Below are 20,496 nucleotides of genomic sequence, written 5' to 3'. Positions count from 1 at the left end.
TTGGGGTGCTGCTTACTGCTGGGAAGACTGGATCGCGGTCAGGGCGATGGTGTAGACGATATCGTCTACCAGCGCGCCACGAGACAGGTCGTTCACCGGCTTGCGCATACCCTGCAGCATCGGCCCGATGGAGATCAGGTCGGCTGAGCGCTGTACCGCTTTGTAGGTGGTGTTACCGGTGTTCAGATCCGGGAAGATGAACACGGTAGCGCGACCCGCAACCGGCGAGTTCGGCGCTTTGGATTTCGCTACGTCAGCCATAACTGCGGCGTCGTACTGCAGCGGGCCATCGATAACCAGATCCGGGCGTTTTTCCTGAGCAATACGGGTCGCTTCACGTACTTTCTCTACGTCGCTACCTGCACCAGAGGTACCGGTGGAGTAGGAGAGCATCGCTACGCGCGGTTCGATACCGAAGGCAATCGCGGAGTCAGCAGACTGGATTGCGATCTCGGCCAGCTGTTCAGCAGTTGGATCCGGGTTGATCGCACAGTCACCGTACACGTAAACCTGTTCCGGCAGCAGCATGAAGAACACAGACGAAACCAGCGAGCTGCCTGGTGCAGTTTTGATCAGCTGCAGCGGCGGACGGATGGTGTTCGCAGTAGTGTGAACCGCACCGGAAACCAGACCGTCAACTTCGTCCTGCTCCAGCATCAGCGTACCGAGAACCACGTTGTCTTCCAGCTGTTCGCGGGCAACGGCTTCAGTCATGCCCTTGCTCTTACGCAGCTCGACCAGACGGGCAACGTAGCTTTCGCGCACCACTTCCGGGTCCACGATTTCGATACCAGAACCCAGCTCAACGCCCTGAGAAGCAGCAACGCGGGTGATCTCATCCGGGTTACCCAGCAGCACACAGGTAGCGATACCGCGCTCGGCACAGATGGCTGCGGCTTTAACGGTACGCGGTTCGTCGCCTTCTGGCAGCACAACGCGTTTGCCCGCTTTACGCGCCAGCTCGGTGAGCTGATAACGGAAGGCTGGTGGAGAGAGACGACGGCTGCGCTCGGAGGTCGCGGTCAGGGATTCAATCCAGTCGGCATTGATGCAACCGGCAACGTATTCCTGCACTTTCTCGATACGCTGATGGTCATCAACCGGCACTTCCAGGTTGAAGCTCTGCAGGCTCAGTGAGGTCTGCCAGGTGTTGGTGTCCACCATGAAGACCGGCAGGCCGGTGGCAAATGCGCGTTCGCACAGTTTGCTGACGCGTGGGTCCATTTCATAGGCACCGGTCAGCAGGATCGCACCGATTTCCACGCCGTTCATCGCCGCCAGGCAGGCTGCAACCAGCACGTCAGGACGGTCAGCGGAGGTCACCAGCAGGGAACCTGCACGGAAGTGTTCCAGCATGTGCGGAATGCTACGCGCACAGAAGGTCACGGACTTCACGCGACGGGTGTTGATATCGCCTTCGTTAACGATGGTGGCGTTCAGGTGACGCGCCATATCGATTGCACGGGTGGCGATCAGATCGAAGCTCCACTGCACCGCGCCCAGCACTGGCAGGGAGCTATACTCCTGCAGTTTAGCCGGATCGATTTTCACGACTTTCGCTTTGGACGAGTCGTCGAAAATTTCAGACAGGTCAGGGCGAGTACGGCCTTGCTCATCAACCGGGGCGTTCAGTTTGTTAACGATAACGCCGGTGATGTTGGCGTTTTTCGCGCCGCCGAAGCTGCTGCGGGTCAGCTCAATACGCTCTTTCAGCTGTTCCGGGGTATCGGTACCCTGGGACATGACGAACACGATTTCCGCGTTCAGCGTTTTGGCGATTTCGAAGTTCAGGGACTGAGCAAACTGATGCTTGCGCGTCGGAACCAGGCCTTCTACCAGCACCACTTCCGCATCCTGGGCGTTAGCGTGATAGTTAGCGATGATCTCTTCCATCAGCACGTCTTTCTGGTTGCTGGAGAGCAGAGACTCAACGTGGCTCATCTTCAGCGGTTCAGCGGCTGGCAGGTTAGAGTTCGCACGAACGATAGTGGTGGTCTGGTCTGGGGCATCGCCACCAGCACGTGGTTGAGCGATTGGCTTAAACACGCTCAGACGAACGCCTTTGCGTTCCATCGCACGGATCACACCGAGGCTGACGCTGGTCAGGCCTACGCTGGTTCCGGTCGGGATCAGCATAATAGTACGGGACACGATTTATCCTCTTTCGTTACCGCCGAAATCAGGCGGGCTACAAAACAGCACCGCCAGCATTGCTGGCGGTGTGGAATCAGGCAGTCAGACGGTTCGCGTCTTGCGCGATAACCAGCTCTTCGTTGGTTGGGATAACCATTGCCAGAGTGGTGCCTTCTTTGTTGATGAAGCCAGACTTACCGAAGCGCGCAGCCAGGTTACGTTCATGGTCAACGTCAAAGCCCAGCACGCCCAGTTTGCCCAGGGACAGCTCGCGCACCATTGCTGCGTTCTCACCGATACCACCGGTGAAGACCACGCCATCCAGACGACCGTCCATCAGTGCAGTGTAAGAACCGATGTACTTCGCCAGACGGTGGCAGTAAACGTCCATTGCACGTTTAGCGTCTTCTTTCTCGGCATAGTTGTCTTCAACGTAGCGGCAGTCGCTGGTGACTTCGGTCAGACCCAGCAGGCCAGACTCTTTAGTCAGCATTTTGTTGATATCTTCAACGCTCATGCCCAGGGTATCGTGCAGATGGAAGATGATCGCCGGATCGATATCACCGGAGCGAGTACCCATCACCAGGCCTTCCAGCGGGGTCAGACCCATAGAGGTATCAACGCATTTGCCGTTACGGATAGCAGAAACGGAACCGCCGTTGCCCAGGTGGCAAGTGATGATGTTCACTTCTTCAACCGGCTTGTTCAGCATTTTCGCAGCTTCTTGCGTCACGTAGAAATGGCTGGTGCCGTGTGCGCCGTAACGACGAACGCCGTGCTCTTTGTACAGTTTGTACGGCAGGGCATAGAGGTAAGACTCTTCCGGCATGGTCTGATGGAACGCGGTGTCGAATACAGCCACGTTTTTGTCTTTCAGATGCGGGAAGGATTTCAGTGCTTCAGCGATACCGATCAGGTGAGCCGGGTTATGCAGCGGTGCAAAAGAGGCGGAGTCTTTGATGCCCTGAATAACGGAGTCGTCGATGATTACAGATTTGGTGTACTTCTCGCCACCATGAACGATACGGTGACCGATAGCAGTCAGCTGAGCGGACAGTTCTGGTTTTTGTGCCAGAATAGTGTTAACGATAAAGTTCAGCGCTTCGCTGTGAGCGGCGCCTGCACCTAAAGCCGCTTCCTGTTTGCTGCCGTCCATTTTCCACTTAAGACGTGCTTCAGGAAGATGGAAACATTCGGCCAAACCAGAAAGGTACTCTTCACCGTTGATCGCATCGATGATAGCGAATTTAAGTGAGGAGCTACCGCAGTTCAGAACCAGTACTAACTTACTCGACATGGAAGTACCTATTATTGATACGTGGCTAAAAAAACGTCAGTGAGTCAAGGATCGTAGCGCAAGATATCGCTGACATTTATGATTAACATCATGCCCGAAGTACATTTCGGCATGACGAAAGGAATACATATGATTTTATGCCATTTTGCGCATTTTTCCGGCAATGGCATAATGTGCGATAATTTGACGAGTGAACATTCCTCGTCTAAGGCCTTTGCAGGCCGGCACAGGATACCCGATACTGGGTAGCGCTGACAAAAGTTTTTGAACGATGTCATGACCAGTTGTGGTTTTGCACGAATTTTTTAATCTTTATATGTGAAGTTGAGGTAAGCCATGTCGACACCCGTGAACCCTTCCGTGAGCTTTTTTAGCCTGTTTCGCCGGGGACAGCATTATTCGAAGACGTGGCCACTGGAAAAGCGGCTGGCACCCGTCTTCATTGAAAACCGCGTGATCCGCGCGACCCGCCACGCTATTCGGTTGATGCCGCCCCTCGCCGTTTTTACCCTGTGCTGGCAGATTGCACTGGGTGGGCAACTCGGGCCTGCGGTGGCTACCGCGCTGTTCGCCCTGAGCCTGCCGATGCAGGGATTGTGGTGGCTGGGTAAACGTTCTGTCACACCACTGCCGCCGTCGGTGTTGTCCTGGTTCTATGAAGTTCGCGGCAAGTTGCAGGATGCCGGTCAGGCGCTGGCTCCGGTCGAGGGTAAACCCGACTATCAGGCGCTGGCCGATACCCTGAAGCGGGCATTCAAGCAACTTGATAAAACATTCCTCGATGACTTGTGATTGATCATCGAAACGATCGCTAAAAGAAGGCACAGTAACCCACCGTTACCGTGTCTTTTTTTACGCTGCCATGTGCAACAGGAGTCGAAAGATGGAAATGACCCACGCTCAACGTCTGATTTTATCTAACCAGTACAAAATGATGACGATGCTTGATCCCGACAACGCCGAGCGCTATCGCCGCTTGCAGACTATCGTCGAACGTGGTTTCGGTTTACAGATGCGCGAGCTGGATCGCGAGTTTGGCGAACTTAAGGAAGAGACCTGTCGTACCGTTATCGACATCATGGAGATGTACCACGCCCTGCATGTTTCATGGACTAACCTGAAAGATGCCCAGACCATCGACGAACGTCGTGTCACCTTCCTGGGCTTTGATGCGGCCACCGAATCCCGTTACCTGAGCTATGTCCGCTTTATGGTTAATGTGGAAGGGCGCTACACCCATTTCGATGCCGGTACCCATGGCTTTAACGCCCAGACCCCGATGTGGGAAAAGTATCAGCGCATGCTCAGCGTATGGCACGCCTGCCCGCGTCAGTACCATCTGAGCAGCAATGAGATCCAACAAATTATTAACGCCTGACGGAGGTTGATGTGCAGTGTAAAGGTTTTCTGTTTGATCTGGACGGTACGCTGGTCGATTCGTTACCGGTGGTGGAGCGCTCCTGGTGTCGCTGGGCCGACCGGCATGGCATCGACCATCAGGAGGTGCTGAATTTTATCCATGGCAAACAGGCCATAACCTCTTTACGGCACTTTCTCCAGGGGAGAAGCGAAGCAGAGATCCAGGCGGAGTTTACCTGGCTTGAGCAGGTTGAAGCCACCGATACCGACGGTATCACCGCGCTGCCGGGGGCGATTGAACTGCTCAAACACCTGAATGAAGCGGGGATCCCGTGGGCTATCGTCACCTCCGGCTCGGTTCCTGTGGCCCATGCGCGACACAAAGCGGCAGGGTTGCCGGTGCCGGAGGTGTTTATCACCGCAGAGCGGGTAACGCGCGGCAAGCCGGAGCCCGATGCCTTTTTACTCGGCGCGAAGCTGCTGGGGCTGGCGCCGGAAGCGTGCGTGGTGGTGGAAGATGCCGCCGCTGGTGTGCTGGCAGGTCTTAATGCCGGCTGCCATGTCATCGCCGTCAATGTTCCCGCCAACTCGCCGCGTCTGGAGGAGGCCGACCTCGTGCTCAGCACGCTGGAGGCCGTCGCCGTCAGCCGTACAGCCGACGGGAATGTAACCGTCTCCCAAAAAATGTAATCCCATGATATAGCCCCACATTGTTGGGGCTTTTTTATGGCACTATCGGCTTCACTCTCTTCTGACAAGGATCTGTTTTGAACGGTGAACTTATTTGGGTCTTAAGCCTGCTCTTTATCGCGATTATTCTGTTTGCGACCGGCAAAGTCCGCATGGATGCCGTGGCCCTGCTGGTGATCGTGGCCTTTGTGCTCAGCGGCACCTTAACCCTCCCGGAAGCCTTCTCTGGCTTTAGCGATCCCAACGTTATTTTAATTGCCGCCCTGTTTATCATCGGCGACGGCCTGGTGCGCACCGGCGTGGCGACCAGTATGGGCTCCTGGCTGGTCAGCGTGGCGGGCAACAGCGAAACCAAAATGCTGATCTTTTTGATGCTGACCGTCGCCGGGCTGGGGGCGTTTATGAGCTCCACCGGGGTGGTGGCAATCTTTATTCCGGTGGTGCTGAGCGTCTCGATGCGCATGCAGATCTCGCCCTCGCGCCTGATGATGCCGCTTAGCTTCGCCGGGCTTATCAGCGGCATGATGACGCTGGTGGCCACGCCGCCGAACCTGGTGGTCAACAGTGAACTGCTGCGTGAGGGGCTGGAAGGCTTTGGCTTCTTTAGCGTGACGCCGCTGGGGCTGGTGATCCTCGTGCTGGGCATTATCTATATGCTGCTGACCCGCTTTGCCCTGAAGAGCGATAAGCAGGATAAGCCTCGCGACGGCTGGAAGCGCCGCACCTTCCGCGATCTGATCAAAGAGTATCGCCTCACCGGACGGGCGCGTCGTCTGGCGCTCCGACCCGGCTCACCGCTGATTGGTCAGCGTCTGGACGACCTGAAACTCCGCGAACGCTACGGGGCGAACGTTATTGGTGTGGAACGCTGGCGTCGTTTTCGCCGGGTGATTGTGAACGTTAACGGCGTATCGGAGTTTCGCGCCCGGGACGTGCTGCTGATTGATATGTCCTCGGCGGATGTCGATCTGCGCGACTTTTGCAGCGAACAGCTGCTGGAGCCGATGGTCCTGCGCGGGGAGTACTTCTCCGATCAGGCGCTGGATGTGGGGATGGCGGAGGTGTCGTTGATCCCCGAGTCGGAGCTGCTCGGCAAAACCATCCGCGAAATAGGCTTTCGTACCCGTTACGGTCTGAACGTGGTGGGGTTAAAACGCGACGGCGTGGCGATGGACGGCTCGGTGGTGGACGAGCCGCTGGAACTGGGGGATATCTTCCTGGTGGTGGGCAACTGGAAGCTGATCACTCAGTTGGGCCAGAGGGGTCGCGATTTTGTGGTGCTCAATTTACCCATCGAAGTGAGCGATGCCTCTCCCGCCCACAGCCAGGCGCCGCACGCCATTTTTTGTCTGGTGCTGATGGTCGCCCTGATGCTGACCGACGAAATCCCTAATCCGGTGGCAGCGATCGTGGCCTGCCTGCTGATGGGCAAATTCCGCTGTATCGACGCTGAAAGCGCTTACAAAGCGATTCACTGGCCGAGCATCATTTTGATTGTCGGCATGATGCCCTTTGCGCTGGCGCTGCAAAAAACCGGTGGGGTCGATTTGGTGGTGAAAGGGTTGATGGAGCTGGGGGGCGGCTACGGCCCTTACATGATGCTGATGTGTCTGTTTGTCATGTGCGCCACCATCGGGCTGTTTATCTCCAACACCGCAACCGCGGTACTGATGGCACCCATTGCGCTGGCGATGGCGAAATCGATGGGGGTATCGCCTTATCCCTTTGCGATGATGGTGGCGATGGCCGCGTCAGCCGCCTTTATGACGCCGGTCTCGTCACCGGTTAACACCCTGGTGCTGGGACCCGGTAAATACAGCTTCAGCGACTTCGTGAAGCTCGGCGTGCCCTTTACCATTCTGGTGATGGTGGTGTGCGTAGTGATGATCCCGATGTTGTTCCCGTTTTAAAGCAGCGGGATACGGTTTTGTAGGCCGGGTAAGGCGCAGCCGCCACCCGGCAACACATTACAACGGTGAATCCTGGCTGATCTCATCCAGCGACAGCTGGAAGCTCGGGACAAACACTTCCATAAAGTAGTCCATCTCCTCACTGCGGCGCGACTCGAGGGTCTTTTCGAGGCGGGTTTTCGCCAGTAAAAACTCATGATTGCCGGCTGAAAGCTCTTCCAGACATTTCAGGTAGGCGCAGAGCGCGTCCGCCTGCTTGACGATCGATCGATCCTCTTCGCTGTAGCTCTGCTCGTCAATCAGCGGCTCGAAGATATCCCGCAGCTCTTCCGGCACCATATCGACCAGTTTTTGCTGAGCGATTTTCTCGATCGCTTTGTACTCCTGGGCAATTTGCGAATTGAAGTACTTCACCGGGGTCGGCAGATCGCCCGTCAGCACCTCGGAGGCATCATGGTACATCGCCAGCAGGGCGATACGTTCGGCATTGACCTGGCCGTTAAACTTGCGGTTTTTGATGGCTGCCAGCGCGTGGGCCACCATGGCAACCTGCAGACTATGCTCGGAGACGTTCTCGGTACGCACGTTACGCATCAGCGGCCAGCGGTTAATCAGTTTCAGGCGGGAAAGATGGGCGAAGAAATGACTCTGACTCATAAGTTACCTTTGGTCTTGCACAGCGACAGGTTTCATTGTGAGGGGAGGGGCGGTGAGATGCAAATCGGGCTGCCAGTGGCAGCCCGGGGGTCATATTACTGATGGTATCCGCCGAGGAATCGCCCGAAGCGGCTGATGGCCATCTCCAGCTCATCCTCACGCGGCAGGGTAACGATGCGCACATGGTCCGGCCATGGCCAGTTAAATGCGGTGCCCTGCACCAGTAACACCTTTTCCTGCAGCAGGAAGTCGAGGACCATCTTCTGATCGTCAAAGATGTTGAAGCGTTTGATATCGATTTTCGGGAACATATATAGCGCGCCGTTTGGCTTCACGCAGGAGACGCCCGGAATATCGTTAATCAGCTCCCAGGCGCGTTGACGCTGCTCATACAGACGCCCGCCAGGCACGATAAATTCACTGATGCTCTGATAGCCGCCCAGTGCCGTCTGGATCGCGTGCTGGGCCGGTACGTTGGCGCACAGACGCATGGAGGCCAGCATCTCCAGACCTTCGATATAGCCTTTGGCGTGTTTTTTCGGCCCGTTCAGCACCATCCAGCCCTGACGGAAACCGGCGACACGGTAGGTTTTGGAGAGCCCGTTAAAGGTGACGGTCAGCAGATCCGGTGCCAGCGCTGCAATGGAGTGGTGCTGCGCCGCGTCGTACAGGATTTTGTCGTAAATCTCGTCCGCGAAGATGATCAGGTTATGCTGGCGGGCCAGCTCGACAATCTCCAGCAGCAGCTCTTTAGAATAGACGGCACCGGTTGGGTTGTTCGGGTTGATGATGACGATCCCGCGGGTGCGGGGGGTGATTTTGGCACGAATGTCATCCAGGTCCGGGAACCAGTCAGCGGATTCATCACACAGGTAGTGCACCGCTTTACCGCTGGAGAGCGATACCGCCGCGGTCCACAGCGGATAATCCGGTGCCGGGACCAGCATTTCGTCACCGCTGTTCAGCAGGGCCTGCATCGCCTGGACGATCAGCTCGGAAACACCGTTACCAATGTAGATATCTTCTACGGTGACATCGCGCATGCCCTGCGCCTGATAGTGCTGCATGATGGCTTTACGCGCAGAGTAGAGACCTTTGGAGTCGCTGTAGCCTTGCGCCGTCGGCAGGTTGCGGATCACATCAACCAGAATTTCATCCGGTGCATCAAAACCAAATGGCGCCGGGTTGCCGATATTGAGCTTAAGTACTTTATTACCTTCTTCTTCGAGACGTTTAGCCTCTTTAAGAACCGGGCCACGAATGTCGTAACAAACGTTATCTAACTTGCTGGATTTTTCGATGGGTGACATGAATCTTTAACCTTTTCGCTGTTATTGCTACTTCCTGCCGTGGAAGTTAGCACGGAACAATGTACTCCTCGCTTGGCCGATTTTGAAGCGTTGGCAGAAGAAGATTTTGTCCATTCCCCGAAAGTGATATTGAAATTTTTAACTGTTTTTTAACTTTGCTTACATTTTATGGGCCATATTTTTATTGTTATTTGGTGATTTATTTTGGTTGTTGCGTATTAAAATGGATTTTACGCTGTAAAAAAGCCGCGTATTGAGCGACTTAGGCTGGCAGTGCTACAGTTTCCTACAGGAACATTTCGTAAAAGCTGAATGAAATGCAGTAGCGTTTACTTCCCTGCCTTTTTATATAAAGGTTGCCCGTGTGAATTTAATGTTAAGTATTATTAATCATTAAGTCTTGATCGAATTATTAGTTATTTCCAAATAAAGGCGAAATCGCAACTTTCGTTAATATAAATAAAATTAGTTTAGCGAGTTATCAATCAGGTTAAATCACTGGAAACGCAATAAGGCTTATAAATAAAAAGGTTTTAGGGTAAGATGTCACTGAGTTTAGCGAAGAAAGATAACAGGTCACTCCAGGCCTTGATACGTTAACCTTTAATAGTTTATTGTAATTGTTAGAATTATCTCTGCCTTGAGAAGTTAAGTGACACCATTGCTGCTTAACCTGTACTGCGATAAAGTTGACGTTGGAAATGCATCTTCTTTTATGGAATTTACATCATCCGGCAAACATCTATATATCTCGAACGTTGTTGAGAATAAAAATATCGTCAGATAAGTTGTTTCTGACCACTGATATACCCAGCACAATTACATTACGCAGGCACAATGCCAGACCGGGACGTCAGAGGATTTTTTTCAGAAGGAACTGTATTACTTTTACGCACACAGCTTAAACCCGGGGCAGCTCCGTACGAGCAACCTGTAAGTGAAAAGATATGATTAATGCAAATCGTCCGATACTGAATCTCGACCTCGATCTGCTGAGAACCTTTGTGGCGGTCGCCGATCTGAACACCTTTGCTGCTGCCGCGGCCGCAGTTTGCCGTACCCAATCTGCGGTCAGTCAACAAATGCAACGACTGGAGCAACTGGTGGGTAAAGAGCTTTTTGCCCGTCATGGCCGCAATAAGCTGTTAACGGAACACGGGATTCAGCTGCTGGGTTATGCCAGAAAAATCCTACGTTTCAATGATGAAGCATGTACATCCTTAATGTTTAGTAATCTGCAGGGTGTCTTAACTTTAGGTGCGTCTGATGAGTCGGCGGATACTATTCTGCCGTTCCTGCTCAACCGCATCAGTTCGGTTTATCCGAAACTTGCGCTGGATGTCAGGGTTAAACGCAATGCCTATATGGTCGATATGCTGCAAGAGCAGGAGGTCGATCTGGTGGTCACTACTCACCGTACCGGCCAGTTTGACAGTCTGACGCTGCGTACTTCGCCGACGCACTGGTACTGTGCCGCAGAATTTTCTCTGCAGCGCGGGGAGCCGGTTCCGCTGGTGCTGCTGGACGATCCCAGCCCGTTCCGCGACATCGTGCTGGCCACGCTCAATGCCGCCAACGTGCCATGGCGACTCGCCTATGTAGCCTCAACGCTGCCTGCGGTTCGCGCAGCGGTAAAAGCCGGGCTTGGCGTCACGGCACGCCCGGTTGAGATGATGAGTCCCGATTTACGGGTGTTAGGGAAAGCGGATGGATTGCCTGCGCTGCCGGATACGGAGTATATGCTGTGCCACAACCCGCTCAGCAAGAATGAACTGGCGCAGACCATTTTTAACGCCATGGAAAACTATGACAACCCCTGGCAGTACAACAATGTTACTCCGGAAGGGGGGGACGACTCCCTGGTGACAGAGCGCGATTTCGAGTAAACGAATCACTCATAATTTGATAACAATTGTTCCAACCAAAAAGAACCACTGCGGCTGAAGACCAGCAAAGTGGTTCTTTTTTTGCATCTGCCCCCTGCGGTTTACTTTACGTTTACGACAATCTTTTGCGATATCAATCGGATAGTTGTCCATCCTGCCTTGCAAAAATCGCTTCCCCGCTTCTCTCTAATGTCAATGGGCATGTTAAAAAAGCAGCAAAGATGTTGCCGTTTTTTTGATTGAATTAACAAAAGCGTGTCACAGATCAAGAAAATACTCCTCTTTGGGGGGAGGAATCAGCGGCAAATCCTGTCAAAATAGACGGGTAATCTTTGTATTAGATTGCTACGGACTCGATTCAACACCCCCACGCCGGAACGCGCCTCACACTTTTTGAGGGTAAAGGGCATTAAATGTTAATGAAGATCGAACGATGTAATCTAATGTGAAGAAACTTTTGTTAAAGTTGACAAAAGGTTATAGAAAGGAGTAAAAAACCACATCATTTTGCTGTCTATGTCTCATTTTTCGACAGTTAGTGTACGGTTATTTGTTCCTCCCCATGAATCGATGTGATGCCCATCTGCCAGAAAGAGCAGGGTTTTCAGGTATCACTTTTGATGAGTAAGCAATGAGTATGTCAACATCCACAGAAGTCATCGCTCATCACTGGGCATTCGCAATCTTTCTTATCGTTGCCATTGGCCTGTGCTGCCTGATGCTTATCGGCGGCTGGTTCCTCGGCGGTCGCGCCCGGGCAAGGCACAAAAACACGCCATTTGAATCGGGTATCGATTCGGTAGGTACCGCGCGTTTACGCCTGTCCGCCAAGTTCTATCTGGTGGCCATGTTCTTCGTCATCTTTGACGTGGAAGCGCTTTACCTGTTCGCATGGTCGACCTCCATTCGTGAGAGTGGCTGGGTAGGCTTTGTCGAGGCCGCAATTTTCATTTTAGTGTTACTGGCCGGTCTGGTTTATCTGGTGCGTATCGGCGCGCTGGACTGGACACCTGCACGTTCACGCCGTGAACGTACCAACCCGGAAAACAGTATCTCTAATCGTCAGCAGTAACAGCGAGGCAATAAGATGGATTATACGCTCACCCGCATAGATCCTAACGGTGAGAATGACCGTTACCCCCTGCAAAAGCAGGAGATCGTAACCGACCCCCTGGAGCAAGAAGTCAACAAAAGCGTGTACATGGGCAAGCTCGAAAATGCCATGCACGATATGGTCAACTGGGGTCGTAAGAACTCCATCTGGCCATACAACTTTGGCCTTTCTTGCTGCTACGTTGAAATGGTGACGTCATTCACTGCGGTGCATGACGTTGCGCGTTTTGGTGCAGAAGTACTGCGTGCCTCTCCGCGTCAGGCTGACCTGATGGTGGTAGCGGGAACCTGCTTTACCAAGATGGCGCCGGTCATTCAGCGTCTGTACGACCAGATGCTCGAGCCTAAATGGGTTATCTCCATGGGTGCTTGTGCAAACTCTGGCGGTATGTACGACATTTATTCTGTTGTGCAAGGTGTAGATAAGTTCATCCCGGTGGACGTTTACATCCCGGGCTGCCCACCGCGTCCAGAAGCCTATATGCAGGCTCTGATGCTGTTGCAGGAGTCGATTGGCAAAGAACGCCGTCCGCTCTCCTGGGTCGTGGGCGACCAGGGCGTGTACCGCGCTAACATGCAGTCCGAACGCGAGCGTAAACGCGGCGAACGTATTGCAGTGACCAATCTGCGTACACCGGACGAAATTTAATTTGCGCCTGTGGGCATGGAGATAACCTTCGCATATCACTATTCAAATAGCGCGAAGCCACGCCCGACAGTCACCACGGACCTTTTGCAATGGTGAACACTATGACCGACTTAACCGCGCAAGACGCCGCCTGGCAAACACGGGATCATCTGGATGACCCGGTCATTGGCGAACTGCGCAACCGTTTTGGGCCGGATGCCTTTACTGTTCAGGCCACCCGCACCGGGGTACCCGTTGTTTGGGTGAAGCGTGAGCAGTTACTGGAAGTGGTTGATTTCTTAAAGAAACTGCCTAAACCTTACGTTATGCTGTTTGACTTACACGGCATGGACGAACGTCTGCGTACTCACCGCCAGGGTTTACCCGCGGCGGATTTTTCCGTTTTCTACCACCTGCTCTCAATAGACCGCAACACGGATATCATGCTCAAGGTGGCGTTGTCTGAAAACGACATGCATCTGCCGACGATCACCAAACTTTTCCCGAACGCCAACTGGTATGAGCGTGAGACCTGGGAAATGTTCGGCATGACCTTTGACGGTCACCCGCACCTGACGCGCATCATGATGCCGCCAACCTGGACCGGTCACCCGCTGCGTAAAGACTACCCGGCGCGCGCCACCGAATTCGACCCGTTTGAGCTGACCAAAGCCAAACAGGATCTGGAGATGGAAGCGCTGACCTTCAAGCCGGAAGACTGGGGCATGAAGCGCGGTACCGACAACGAGGACTTCATGTTCCTCAACCTCGGTCCGAACCACCCGTCCGCGCATGGTGCATTCCGTATTATTCTTCAGCTTGATGGCGAAGAGATTGTCGACTGCGTTCCGGATATCGGTTACCACCACCGTGGTGCTGAGAAGATGGGCGAGCGTCAATCCTGGCACAGCTACATTCCGTATACCGACCGTATCGAGTACCTCGGCGGCTGCGTAAACGAAATGCCATACGTGCTGGCCGTTGAGAAACTGGCGGGTATCACCACCCCGGATCGCGTTAACGTGATCCGCGTGATGCTGTCAGAACTGTTCCGTATTAACAGCCACCTGCTGTACATCTCCACCTTTATTCAGGACGTCGGCGCGATGACCCCGGTCTTCTTCGCCTTTACCGATCGTCAGAAAATCTACGATCTGGTGGAAGCGATTACCGGTTTCCGTATGCACCCGGCCTGGTTCCGTATCGGCGGGGTGGCACACGATCTGCCGCGCGGCTGGGACCGTCTGCTGCGTGAATTCCTCGACTGGATGCCGAAACGTCTGGCGTCGTACGAGAAAGCCGCGCTGCGTAACACCATCCTGATTGGCCGTTCTAAAGGCGTTGCTGCCTATGGCGCGAAAGAGGCGCTGGAGTGGGGTACAACAGGTGCAGGTCTGCGTGCCACCGGTATTGATTTCGACGTGCGTAAAGCCCGTCCTTACTCTGGCTACGAGAACTTCGACTTTGAAGTCCCGGTTGGCGGCGGTGTATCCGACTGCTACACCCGCGTGATGCTGAAAGTGGAAGAGCTGCGTCAGAGCCTGCGCATCCTTGAGCAGTGCCTCAATAACATGCCGGAAGGCCCGTTCAAGGCGGATCACCCGCTGACCACGCCGCCACCGAAAGAGCGCACGCTGCAGCATATCGAAACCCTGATCACGCACTTCCTGCAGGTTTCCTGGGGCCCGGTCATGCCGGCGCAAGAATCCTTCCAGATGATCGAAGCGACCAAGGGTATCAACAGTTACTACCTGACCAGCGACGGCAGCACCATGAGCTACCGTACTCGTGTGCGTACGCCGAGCTTCGCGCACCTGCAGCAGATCCCGGCCGCCATTCGCGGCAGTCTGGTCTCCGACCTGATTGTGTATCTGGGTAGTATCGATTTTGTTATGTCAGATGTGGACCGCTAATTATGCACGAGAATCAACAACCACAAACCGAGGCTTTTGAGCTGAGTGAAGCAGAACGTGCCGCCATTGAGCACGAGATGCACCACTACGAAGACCCGCGTGCGGCGTCCATTGAAGCGCTGAAAATCGTACAGAAACAGCGTGGTTGGGTGCCGGATGGGGCGATCTATGAGATCGCAAAAGTACTGGGCATTCCGGCAAGTGACGTAGAAGGCGTAGCCACGTTCTACAGCCAGATCTTCCGTCAGCCGGTTGGCCGCCATGTGATCCGCTACTGTGACAGCGTCGTTTGTCACATCACCGGTTATCAGGGCATTCAGGCCGCTATCGAGAAAAAGCTCGATATCAAGCCAGGGCAGACTACCTTTGATGGTCGCTTTACCCTGCTGCCAACCTGCTGCCTGGGCAACTGCGACAAGGGGCCGACCATGATGATTGATGAGGACACTCACAGCCATCTGACGCCGGAAGCCATTCCTGACCTGCTGGAGCAGTACAAATGAAAACTGTAATTCGTACTGCTGAGACTCATCCGCTGACCTGGCGTCTGCGCGATGACAAACAGCCGGTATGGCTTGAAGAATACGAGAGCAAAAACGGCTACGCCGGGGCGCGCAAAGCCCTGAGCGGTATGGCGCCGGACGAAATCGTTAATGCGGTAAAAGACGCTGGCCTGAAAGGGCGCGGCGGCGCAGGCTTTTCCACCGGTCTGAAGTGGAGCCTGATGCCGAAAGACGAATCCATGAACATCCGTTACCTGCTGTGTAACGCCGATGAAATGGAGCCAGGCACCTATAAAGACCGCCTGCTGATGGAGCAGCTGCCGCACCTGCTGGTGGAAGGCATGCTGATCTCCGCGTTCGCGCTGAAAGTCTACCGCGGCTACATCTTCCTGCGTGGCGAGTACATCGAAGCAGCAGAAAACCTGCGTCGCGCGATTGCCGAAGCCACTGAAGCGGGCCTGCTGGGCAAAAACATTCTCGGCACCGGTTTTGACTTCGAGCTGTTCGTGCATACCGGGGCAGGGCGTTATATCTGTGGTGAAGAGACCGCGCTGATTAACTCCCTCGAAGGCCGCCGTGCTAACCCGCGTTCCAAGCCACCGTTCCCGGCAAGCTCCGGCGTATGGGGTAAACCGACCTGCGTTAACAACGTCGAAACCCTGTGTAACGTTCCGGCCATCCTCGCTAACGGCGTGGAGTGGTATCAGGGCATCTCTACAAGTAAAGATGCCGGTACCAAGCTGATGGGCTTCTCCGGTCGCGTGAAGAATCCTGGCGTCTGGGAACTGCCGTTTGGCACTACCGCCCGTGAGATTCTGGAAGACTACGCCGGTGGCATGCGTGATGGCCTGAAATTCAAAGCCTGGCAGCCGGGTGGGGCAGGGACGGACTTCCTGACTGAAGCCCATCTCGATCTGCCGATGGAATTCGAAAGCATTGGTAAAGCAGGCAGCCGTCTGGGTACGGCGCTGGCGATGGCCGTCGACCACGAGATCGGCATGGTACCGCTGGTGCGTAACCTGGAAGAGTTCTTCGCCCGTGAGTCCTGCGGCTGGTGTACACCGTGCCGTGATGGTCTGCCGTGGAGCGTGAAGATCCTGCGTGCTATCGAGCGTGGCGAAGGCCAGCCTGGTGATATCGAGACACTTGAGCAACTGTGTCGATTCCTGGGCCCGGGCAAAACCTTCTGTGCGCATGCGCCAGGTGCGGTTGAGCCGCTGCAGAGCGCAATTAAATATTTCCGCGACGAATTCGAAGCAGGCATCAAGCAGCCGTTCAGCAATACCCATTCAATCAATGGTATTCAGCCGAACCTGTTGAAAGCGCGCTGGTAAAAACAGAATTTTGATTAACGCTCGGAGTTAATTCGAGCCAACTGGAAGCATGCTAATGGCTACGATTCATGTAGACGGCAAAGAATACGAGGTCAATGGCGCGGACAACCTGCTGGAAGCTTGTCTGTCCCTCGGCCTTGATATTCCGTATTTTTGCTGGCATCCGGCGCTGGGGAGCGTCGGTGCTTGCCGCCAGTGTGCGGTGAAGCAATATCAAAACGCGGAAGACACGCGTGGTCGCCTGGTGATGTCCTGTATGACGCCAGCCACCGAAGGTACCTTTATTTCTATCGACGATACGGAAGCGAAACAGTTCCGTGAAAGCGTGGTGGAGTGGTTGATGACCAACCACCCGCACGATTGTCCGGTCTGCGAAGAGGGCGGTAACTGCCACCTTCAGGATATGACCGTGATGACCGGGCACAGCTTCCGTCGTTACCGTTTCACCAAGCGTACCCACCGTAACCAGGATCTGGGGCCGTTCATCTCTCACGAAATGAACCGCTGCATCGCCTGCTACCGCTGCGTGCGTTACTACAAAGACTACGCCGACGGCGAAGATCTGGGCGTCTATGGCGCACATGACAACGTCTACTTCGGTCGTCCGGAAGACGGTGTGCTGGAGAGCGAATTCTCCGGTAACCTGGTCGAAATCTGTCCGACCGGCGTCTTCACCGATAAAACGCACTCCGAGCGTTACAACCGTAAGTGGGACATGCAGTTTGCGCCAAGCATCTGCCAGCAGTGCTCCCTCGGCTGTAACACCAGCCCGGGTGAACGCTATGGCGAACTGCGTCGTATCGAAAACCGTTACAACGGTACCGTTAACCACTATTTCCTCTGCGACCGCGGTCGTTTCGGCTATGGCTATGTGAACCTGAAAGACCGTCCGCGTCAGCCGGTTCAGCGCCGTGGCGACGACGTCATCACCCTGAACGCCGAGCAGGCGATGCAGGGCGCGGCGGATATTCTGCGCCAGTCGAAGAAAGTGATCGGTATCGGCTCCCCGCGTGCCAGCGTCGAAAGCAACTTCGCGCTGCGTGAGCTGGTGGGTGCGGATAACTTCTACACCGGTATCGCTCAGGGCGAGCAGGAACGTCTGCAGCTGGTGCTGAAAGTACTGCGCGAAGGCGGGGTTCATACTCCGGCCCTGCGCGAAATCGAATCCTATGATGCGGTTCTGGTATTGGGTGAAGATTTAACTCAGACCGGCGCTCGCGCTGCCCTGGCGGTTCGTCAGGCGGTGAAAGGGAAAGCGCGTGAAATGGCAGCGGCCCAGAAAGTGGCTGACTGGCAGATCGCAGCGATCCTCAACATCGGTCAGCGCGCCAAGCATCCGCTGTTTGTCACTAACGTCGACAATACCCGTCTGGACGACATCGCGGCCTGGACCTACCGTGCCCCGGTTGAAGATCAGGCGCGCCTCGGCTTTGCTATCGCCCACGCGCTGGACAACAGCTCCCCGGCCGTTGAACTGGATCGCGATCTGCAAAACAAGGTTGACGTGATCGTGCAGGCGCTGGCCGGTGCGAAGAAACCGCTGATCATTTCCGGTACTAACGCCGGTAGCGCAGCGATCATTGAAGCGGCTGCCAACGTGGCTAAAGCTCTGAAAGGTCGCGGTGCGGACGTTGGCGTGACCATGATTGCCCGTGCGGTAAACAGCATCGGTCTGGGCATGATTGGCGGCGGCTCTCTGGAAGAAGCGTTAAGCGAACTGGAATCCGGTTCTGCTGACGCGGTGGTGGTGCTGGAAAACGACCTGCATCGTCATGCTTTTGCTGCCCGCGTGGATGCCGCTCTGTCTAAAGCGCCGCTGGTGATGGTTATCGACCATCAGCGCACGGCAATCATGGACAAAGCGCATCTGGTGCTCTCTGCGGCAAGCTTCGCTGAAAGCGACGGCACCGTGGTGAACAACGAAGGCCGCGCCCAGCGCTTCTTCCAGGTTTATGACCCGGCTTACTACGACAGCAACATTGTGATGCTGGAAAGCTGGCGCTGGCTGCACTCCCTGCACAGCACCGTGCTGAGCCGTGAAGTGGACTGGACCCAGCTTGACCACGTGATCGACGCTGCCGTGGCACAACTGCCGCAGCTGGCAGGCATTAAAGATGCGGCGCCGGAAGCCAGCTTCCGTATTCGCGGCCAGAAACTGGCCCGTGAACCGCACCGCTACAGCGGTCGTACCGCGATGCGTGCCAACATCAGCGTGCATGAACCGCGTCAACCGCAGGACAAAGACACCATGTTCGCCTTCTCGATGGAAGGGAACAACCAGCCGTCTGCACCGCGTTCGCAGATCCCATTCGCATGGGCGCCAGGCTGGAACTCCCCGCAGGCATGGAACAAGTTCCAGGCGGAAGTGGGCGGTTCTCTGCGTCACGGCGATCCGGGCGTACGTCTGTTTGAAGCAAGCGAAACCGGTCTTGAGTTCTTCTCCACCGTGCCGGCACGCTTCCAGGCGGAAGAGGGCAACTGGCGTATTGCACCGTACTACCATCTGTTTGGTAGCGACGAAATGTCCCAGCGTTCCCCGGTCTTCCAGACCCGTATGCCGCAGCCGTACATCAAGCTCAATCCGGCAGATGCCGCGAAGCTTGGCGTCAACGCAGGCGCGAACATCAGCTTTAGCTACGAAGGCCAGACAATCAGCCTGCCGCTGATTATCTCTGAAGGTCTGACAGCAGGGCAGGTGGGTCTGCCGATGGGTCTGCCTGGCATCGCGCCAGTGCTGGCGGGTGCGCGCCTTGATAACCTGCAGGAGGCAAAAGCATGAGTTGGTTTACGCCCGATCTTATCGACATCCTGCTGAGCATCCTGAAAGCGGTTGTTATTCTGCTGGTGGTCGTTACCTGCGGCGCGTTCATGAGCTTTGGTGAACGTCGTCTGCTCGGTCTGTTCCAGAACCGTTACGGACCGAACCGCGTGGGCTGGGGTGGTTCACTCCAGCTGGTCGCGGACATGATCAAGATGTTCTTTAAAGAGGACTGGGTTCCGCGCTTCTCGGATCGCGTGATCTTTACTCTGGCACCGATGATCGCCTTTACCTCGCTGCTGCTGGCGTTTGCTATCGTTCCGGTCAGCCCGACCTGGGTTGTGGCGGATCTGAACATCGGGATCCTCTTCTTCCTGATGATGGCAGGCCTCGCGGTCTACGCGGTGCTGTTCGCCGGCTGGTCCAGTAACAACAAATACTCCCTGCTGGGTGCGATGCGTGCGTCTGCGCAGACCCTGAGCTACGAAGTGTTCCTGGGTCTCTCCCTGATGGGCGTGGTGGCGCAGGCAGGTTCATTCAACATGACCGACATCGTCAACAACCAGGCCGACATCTGGAACGTGATCCCGCAGTTCTTCGGTTTTGTGACCTTTGCTATCGCGGGCGTGGCGGTGTGTCACCGTCACCCGTTTGACCAGCCAGAAGCCGAGCAGGAACTGGCCGACGGTTACCACATTGAATATTCCGGCATGAAATTCGGTCTGTTCTTTGTGGGCGAGTACATCGGTATCGTCACCATTTCCGCGTTGATGGTAACGCTGTTCTTTGGTGGCTGGCATGGCCCGTTCTTACCGCCGTTCATCTGGTTCGCGCTGAAAACCGCGTTCTTCATGATGATGTTCATTTTGATTCGCGCAGCATTACCGCGTCCGCGTTATGACCAGGTAATGTCCTTCGGCTGGAAAGTGTGCCTGCCGCTGACGCTCGTCAACTTGTTGGTAACGGCGGCTGTCATTCTCTGGCAGCAGCCATAAGGGGCTTTAG

Annotated in this window: 16 protein-coding genes; 12 read left to right on the top strand and 4 right to left on the bottom strand. The window is 55.1% G+C overall.

The genetic code is table 11. The features are described from left to right. Positions 1 to 12: 12 nt before the first annotated feature. A complete protein-coding gene (gene pta, locus G7090_RS16025) occupies positions 13 to 2,151 on the bottom strand; it encodes a phosphate acetyltransferase (protein ID WP_106996035.1) in 2,139 nt (712 codons plus the stop codon). 76 nt (positions 2,152 to 2,227) lie between these two features. Beyond that, positions 2,228 to 3,430, bottom strand: a complete 1,203-nt coding sequence (ackA, locus tag G7090_RS16020) for an acetate kinase (protein ID WP_166183053.1) — start codon at positions 3,428 to 3,430, stop codon at positions 2,228 to 2,230. A gap of 336 nt (positions 3,431 to 3,766) precedes the next feature. Here ackA and yfbV point away from each other — a divergent pair, with 336 nt between their 5' ends. The 4 genes from yfbV to G7090_RS16000 all read left to right on the top strand — a co-directional run bounded on the left by yfbV (position 3,767) and on the right by G7090_RS16000 (position 7,389). Beyond that, a complete protein-coding gene (gene yfbV / locus G7090_RS16015; protein ID WP_106996033.1) occupies positions 3,767 to 4,222 on the top strand; it encodes a terminus macrodomain insulation protein YfbV in 456 nt (151 codons plus the stop codon). A 91-nt stretch (positions 4,223 to 4,313) separates the two neighbouring features. Next, positions 4,314 to 4,808, top strand: coding sequence for a YfbU family protein (locus G7090_RS16010; RefSeq protein ID WP_106996032.1), 495 nt, complete (start codon positions 4,314 to 4,316; stop codon positions 4,806 to 4,808). Positions 4,809 to 4,819: 11 nt separating this feature from the next. After that, positions 4,820 to 5,479, top strand: coding sequence for a sugar phosphatase (locus tag G7090_RS16005; protein ID WP_166183052.1), 660 nt, complete (start codon positions 4,820 to 4,822; stop codon positions 5,477 to 5,479). 77 nt (positions 5,480 to 5,556) lie between these two features. Beyond that, entirely contained in the window at positions 5,557 to 7,389 is a 1,833-nt protein-coding gene (locus tag G7090_RS16000) for an SLC13 family permease (protein WP_166183051.1), read from the top strand. A 57-nt stretch (positions 7,390 to 7,446) separates the two neighbouring features. On the opposite strand, the gene yfbR is transcribed toward G7090_RS16000, so the two are convergent. Continuing rightward, complete coding sequence (gene yfbR, locus G7090_RS15995) at positions 7,447 to 8,046, bottom strand: 5'-deoxynucleotidase (RefSeq protein ID WP_166183050.1); 600 nt, start codon at positions 8,044 to 8,046, stop codon at positions 7,447 to 7,449. Between the two features lie 95 nt (positions 8,047 to 8,141). Continuing rightward, the gene (locus G7090_RS15990) at positions 8,142 to 9,356 is read right to left on the bottom strand and encodes a pyridoxal phosphate-dependent aminotransferase (protein WP_032612793.1); all 1,215 of its coding nucleotides are present in this window, start codon (positions 9,354 to 9,356) and stop codon (positions 8,142 to 8,144) included. A gap of 947 nt (positions 9,357 to 10,303) precedes the next feature. Here G7090_RS15990 and lrhA point away from each other — a divergent pair. The 8 genes from lrhA to nuoH all read left to right on the top strand — a co-directional run bounded on the left by lrhA (position 10,304) and on the right by nuoH (position 20,486). Further along, complete coding sequence (gene lrhA / locus G7090_RS15985; protein ID WP_106996028.1) at positions 10,304 to 11,242, top strand: transcriptional regulator LrhA; 939 nt, start codon at positions 10,304 to 10,306, stop codon at positions 11,240 to 11,242. A gap of 631 nt (positions 11,243 to 11,873) precedes the next feature. Continuing rightward, positions 11,874 to 12,314, top strand: coding sequence for an NADH-quinone oxidoreductase subunit NuoA (nuoA, locus tag G7090_RS15980; RefSeq protein WP_166183049.1), 441 nt, complete (start codon positions 11,874 to 11,876; stop codon positions 12,312 to 12,314). 15 nt (positions 12,315 to 12,329) lie between these two features. Then, a complete protein-coding gene (gene nuoB / locus G7090_RS15975; RefSeq protein WP_032612787.1) occupies positions 12,330 to 13,004 on the top strand; it encodes an NADH-quinone oxidoreductase subunit NuoB in 675 nt (224 codons plus the stop codon). An 89-nt stretch (positions 13,005 to 13,093) separates the two neighbouring features. Further along, complete coding sequence (nuoC, locus tag G7090_RS15970) at positions 13,094 to 14,896, top strand: NADH-quinone oxidoreductase subunit C/D (RefSeq protein ID WP_166183048.1); 1,803 nt, start codon at positions 13,094 to 13,096, stop codon at positions 14,894 to 14,896. 2 nt (positions 14,897 to 14,898) lie between these two features. Next, a complete protein-coding gene (gene nuoE, locus G7090_RS15965; protein ID WP_014071107.1) occupies positions 14,899 to 15,399 on the top strand; it encodes an NADH-quinone oxidoreductase subunit NuoE in 501 nt (166 codons plus the stop codon). Continuing rightward, positions 15,396 to 16,733 carry an NADH-quinone oxidoreductase subunit NuoF gene (gene nuoF, locus G7090_RS15960; protein ID WP_166183047.1) on the top strand — a complete coding sequence of 446 codons (1,338 nt, stop codon included), beginning with the start codon at positions 15,396 to 15,398 and terminating at the stop codon, positions 16,731 to 16,733. Before nuoE ends, nuoF begins: the two co-directional genes overlap by 4 nt. Positions 16,734 to 16,788: 55 nt before the next feature. Beyond that, entirely contained in the window at positions 16,789 to 19,512 is a 2,724-nt protein-coding gene (gene nuoG / locus G7090_RS15955) for an NADH-quinone oxidoreductase subunit NuoG (RefSeq protein ID WP_166183046.1), read from the top strand. Further along, the gene (nuoH, locus tag G7090_RS15950; protein WP_142486547.1) at positions 19,509 to 20,486 is read left to right on the top strand and encodes an NADH-quinone oxidoreductase subunit NuoH; all 978 of its coding nucleotides are present in this window, start codon (positions 19,509 to 19,511) and stop codon (positions 20,484 to 20,486) included. Before nuoG ends, nuoH begins: the two co-directional genes overlap by 4 nt. The last annotated feature ends 10 nt before the right edge of the window (positions 20,487 to 20,496 follow it).

This window comes from Leclercia sp. 29361 (assembly GCF_011290365.1).
Classification (GTDB): Bacteria; Pseudomonadota; Gammaproteobacteria; order Enterobacterales; family Enterobacteriaceae; genus Enterobacter; species Enterobacter tamurae.
Note: the sequence above shows the minus strand (reverse complement) of the source record. Positions and strands in the feature narration are given on the sequence as shown.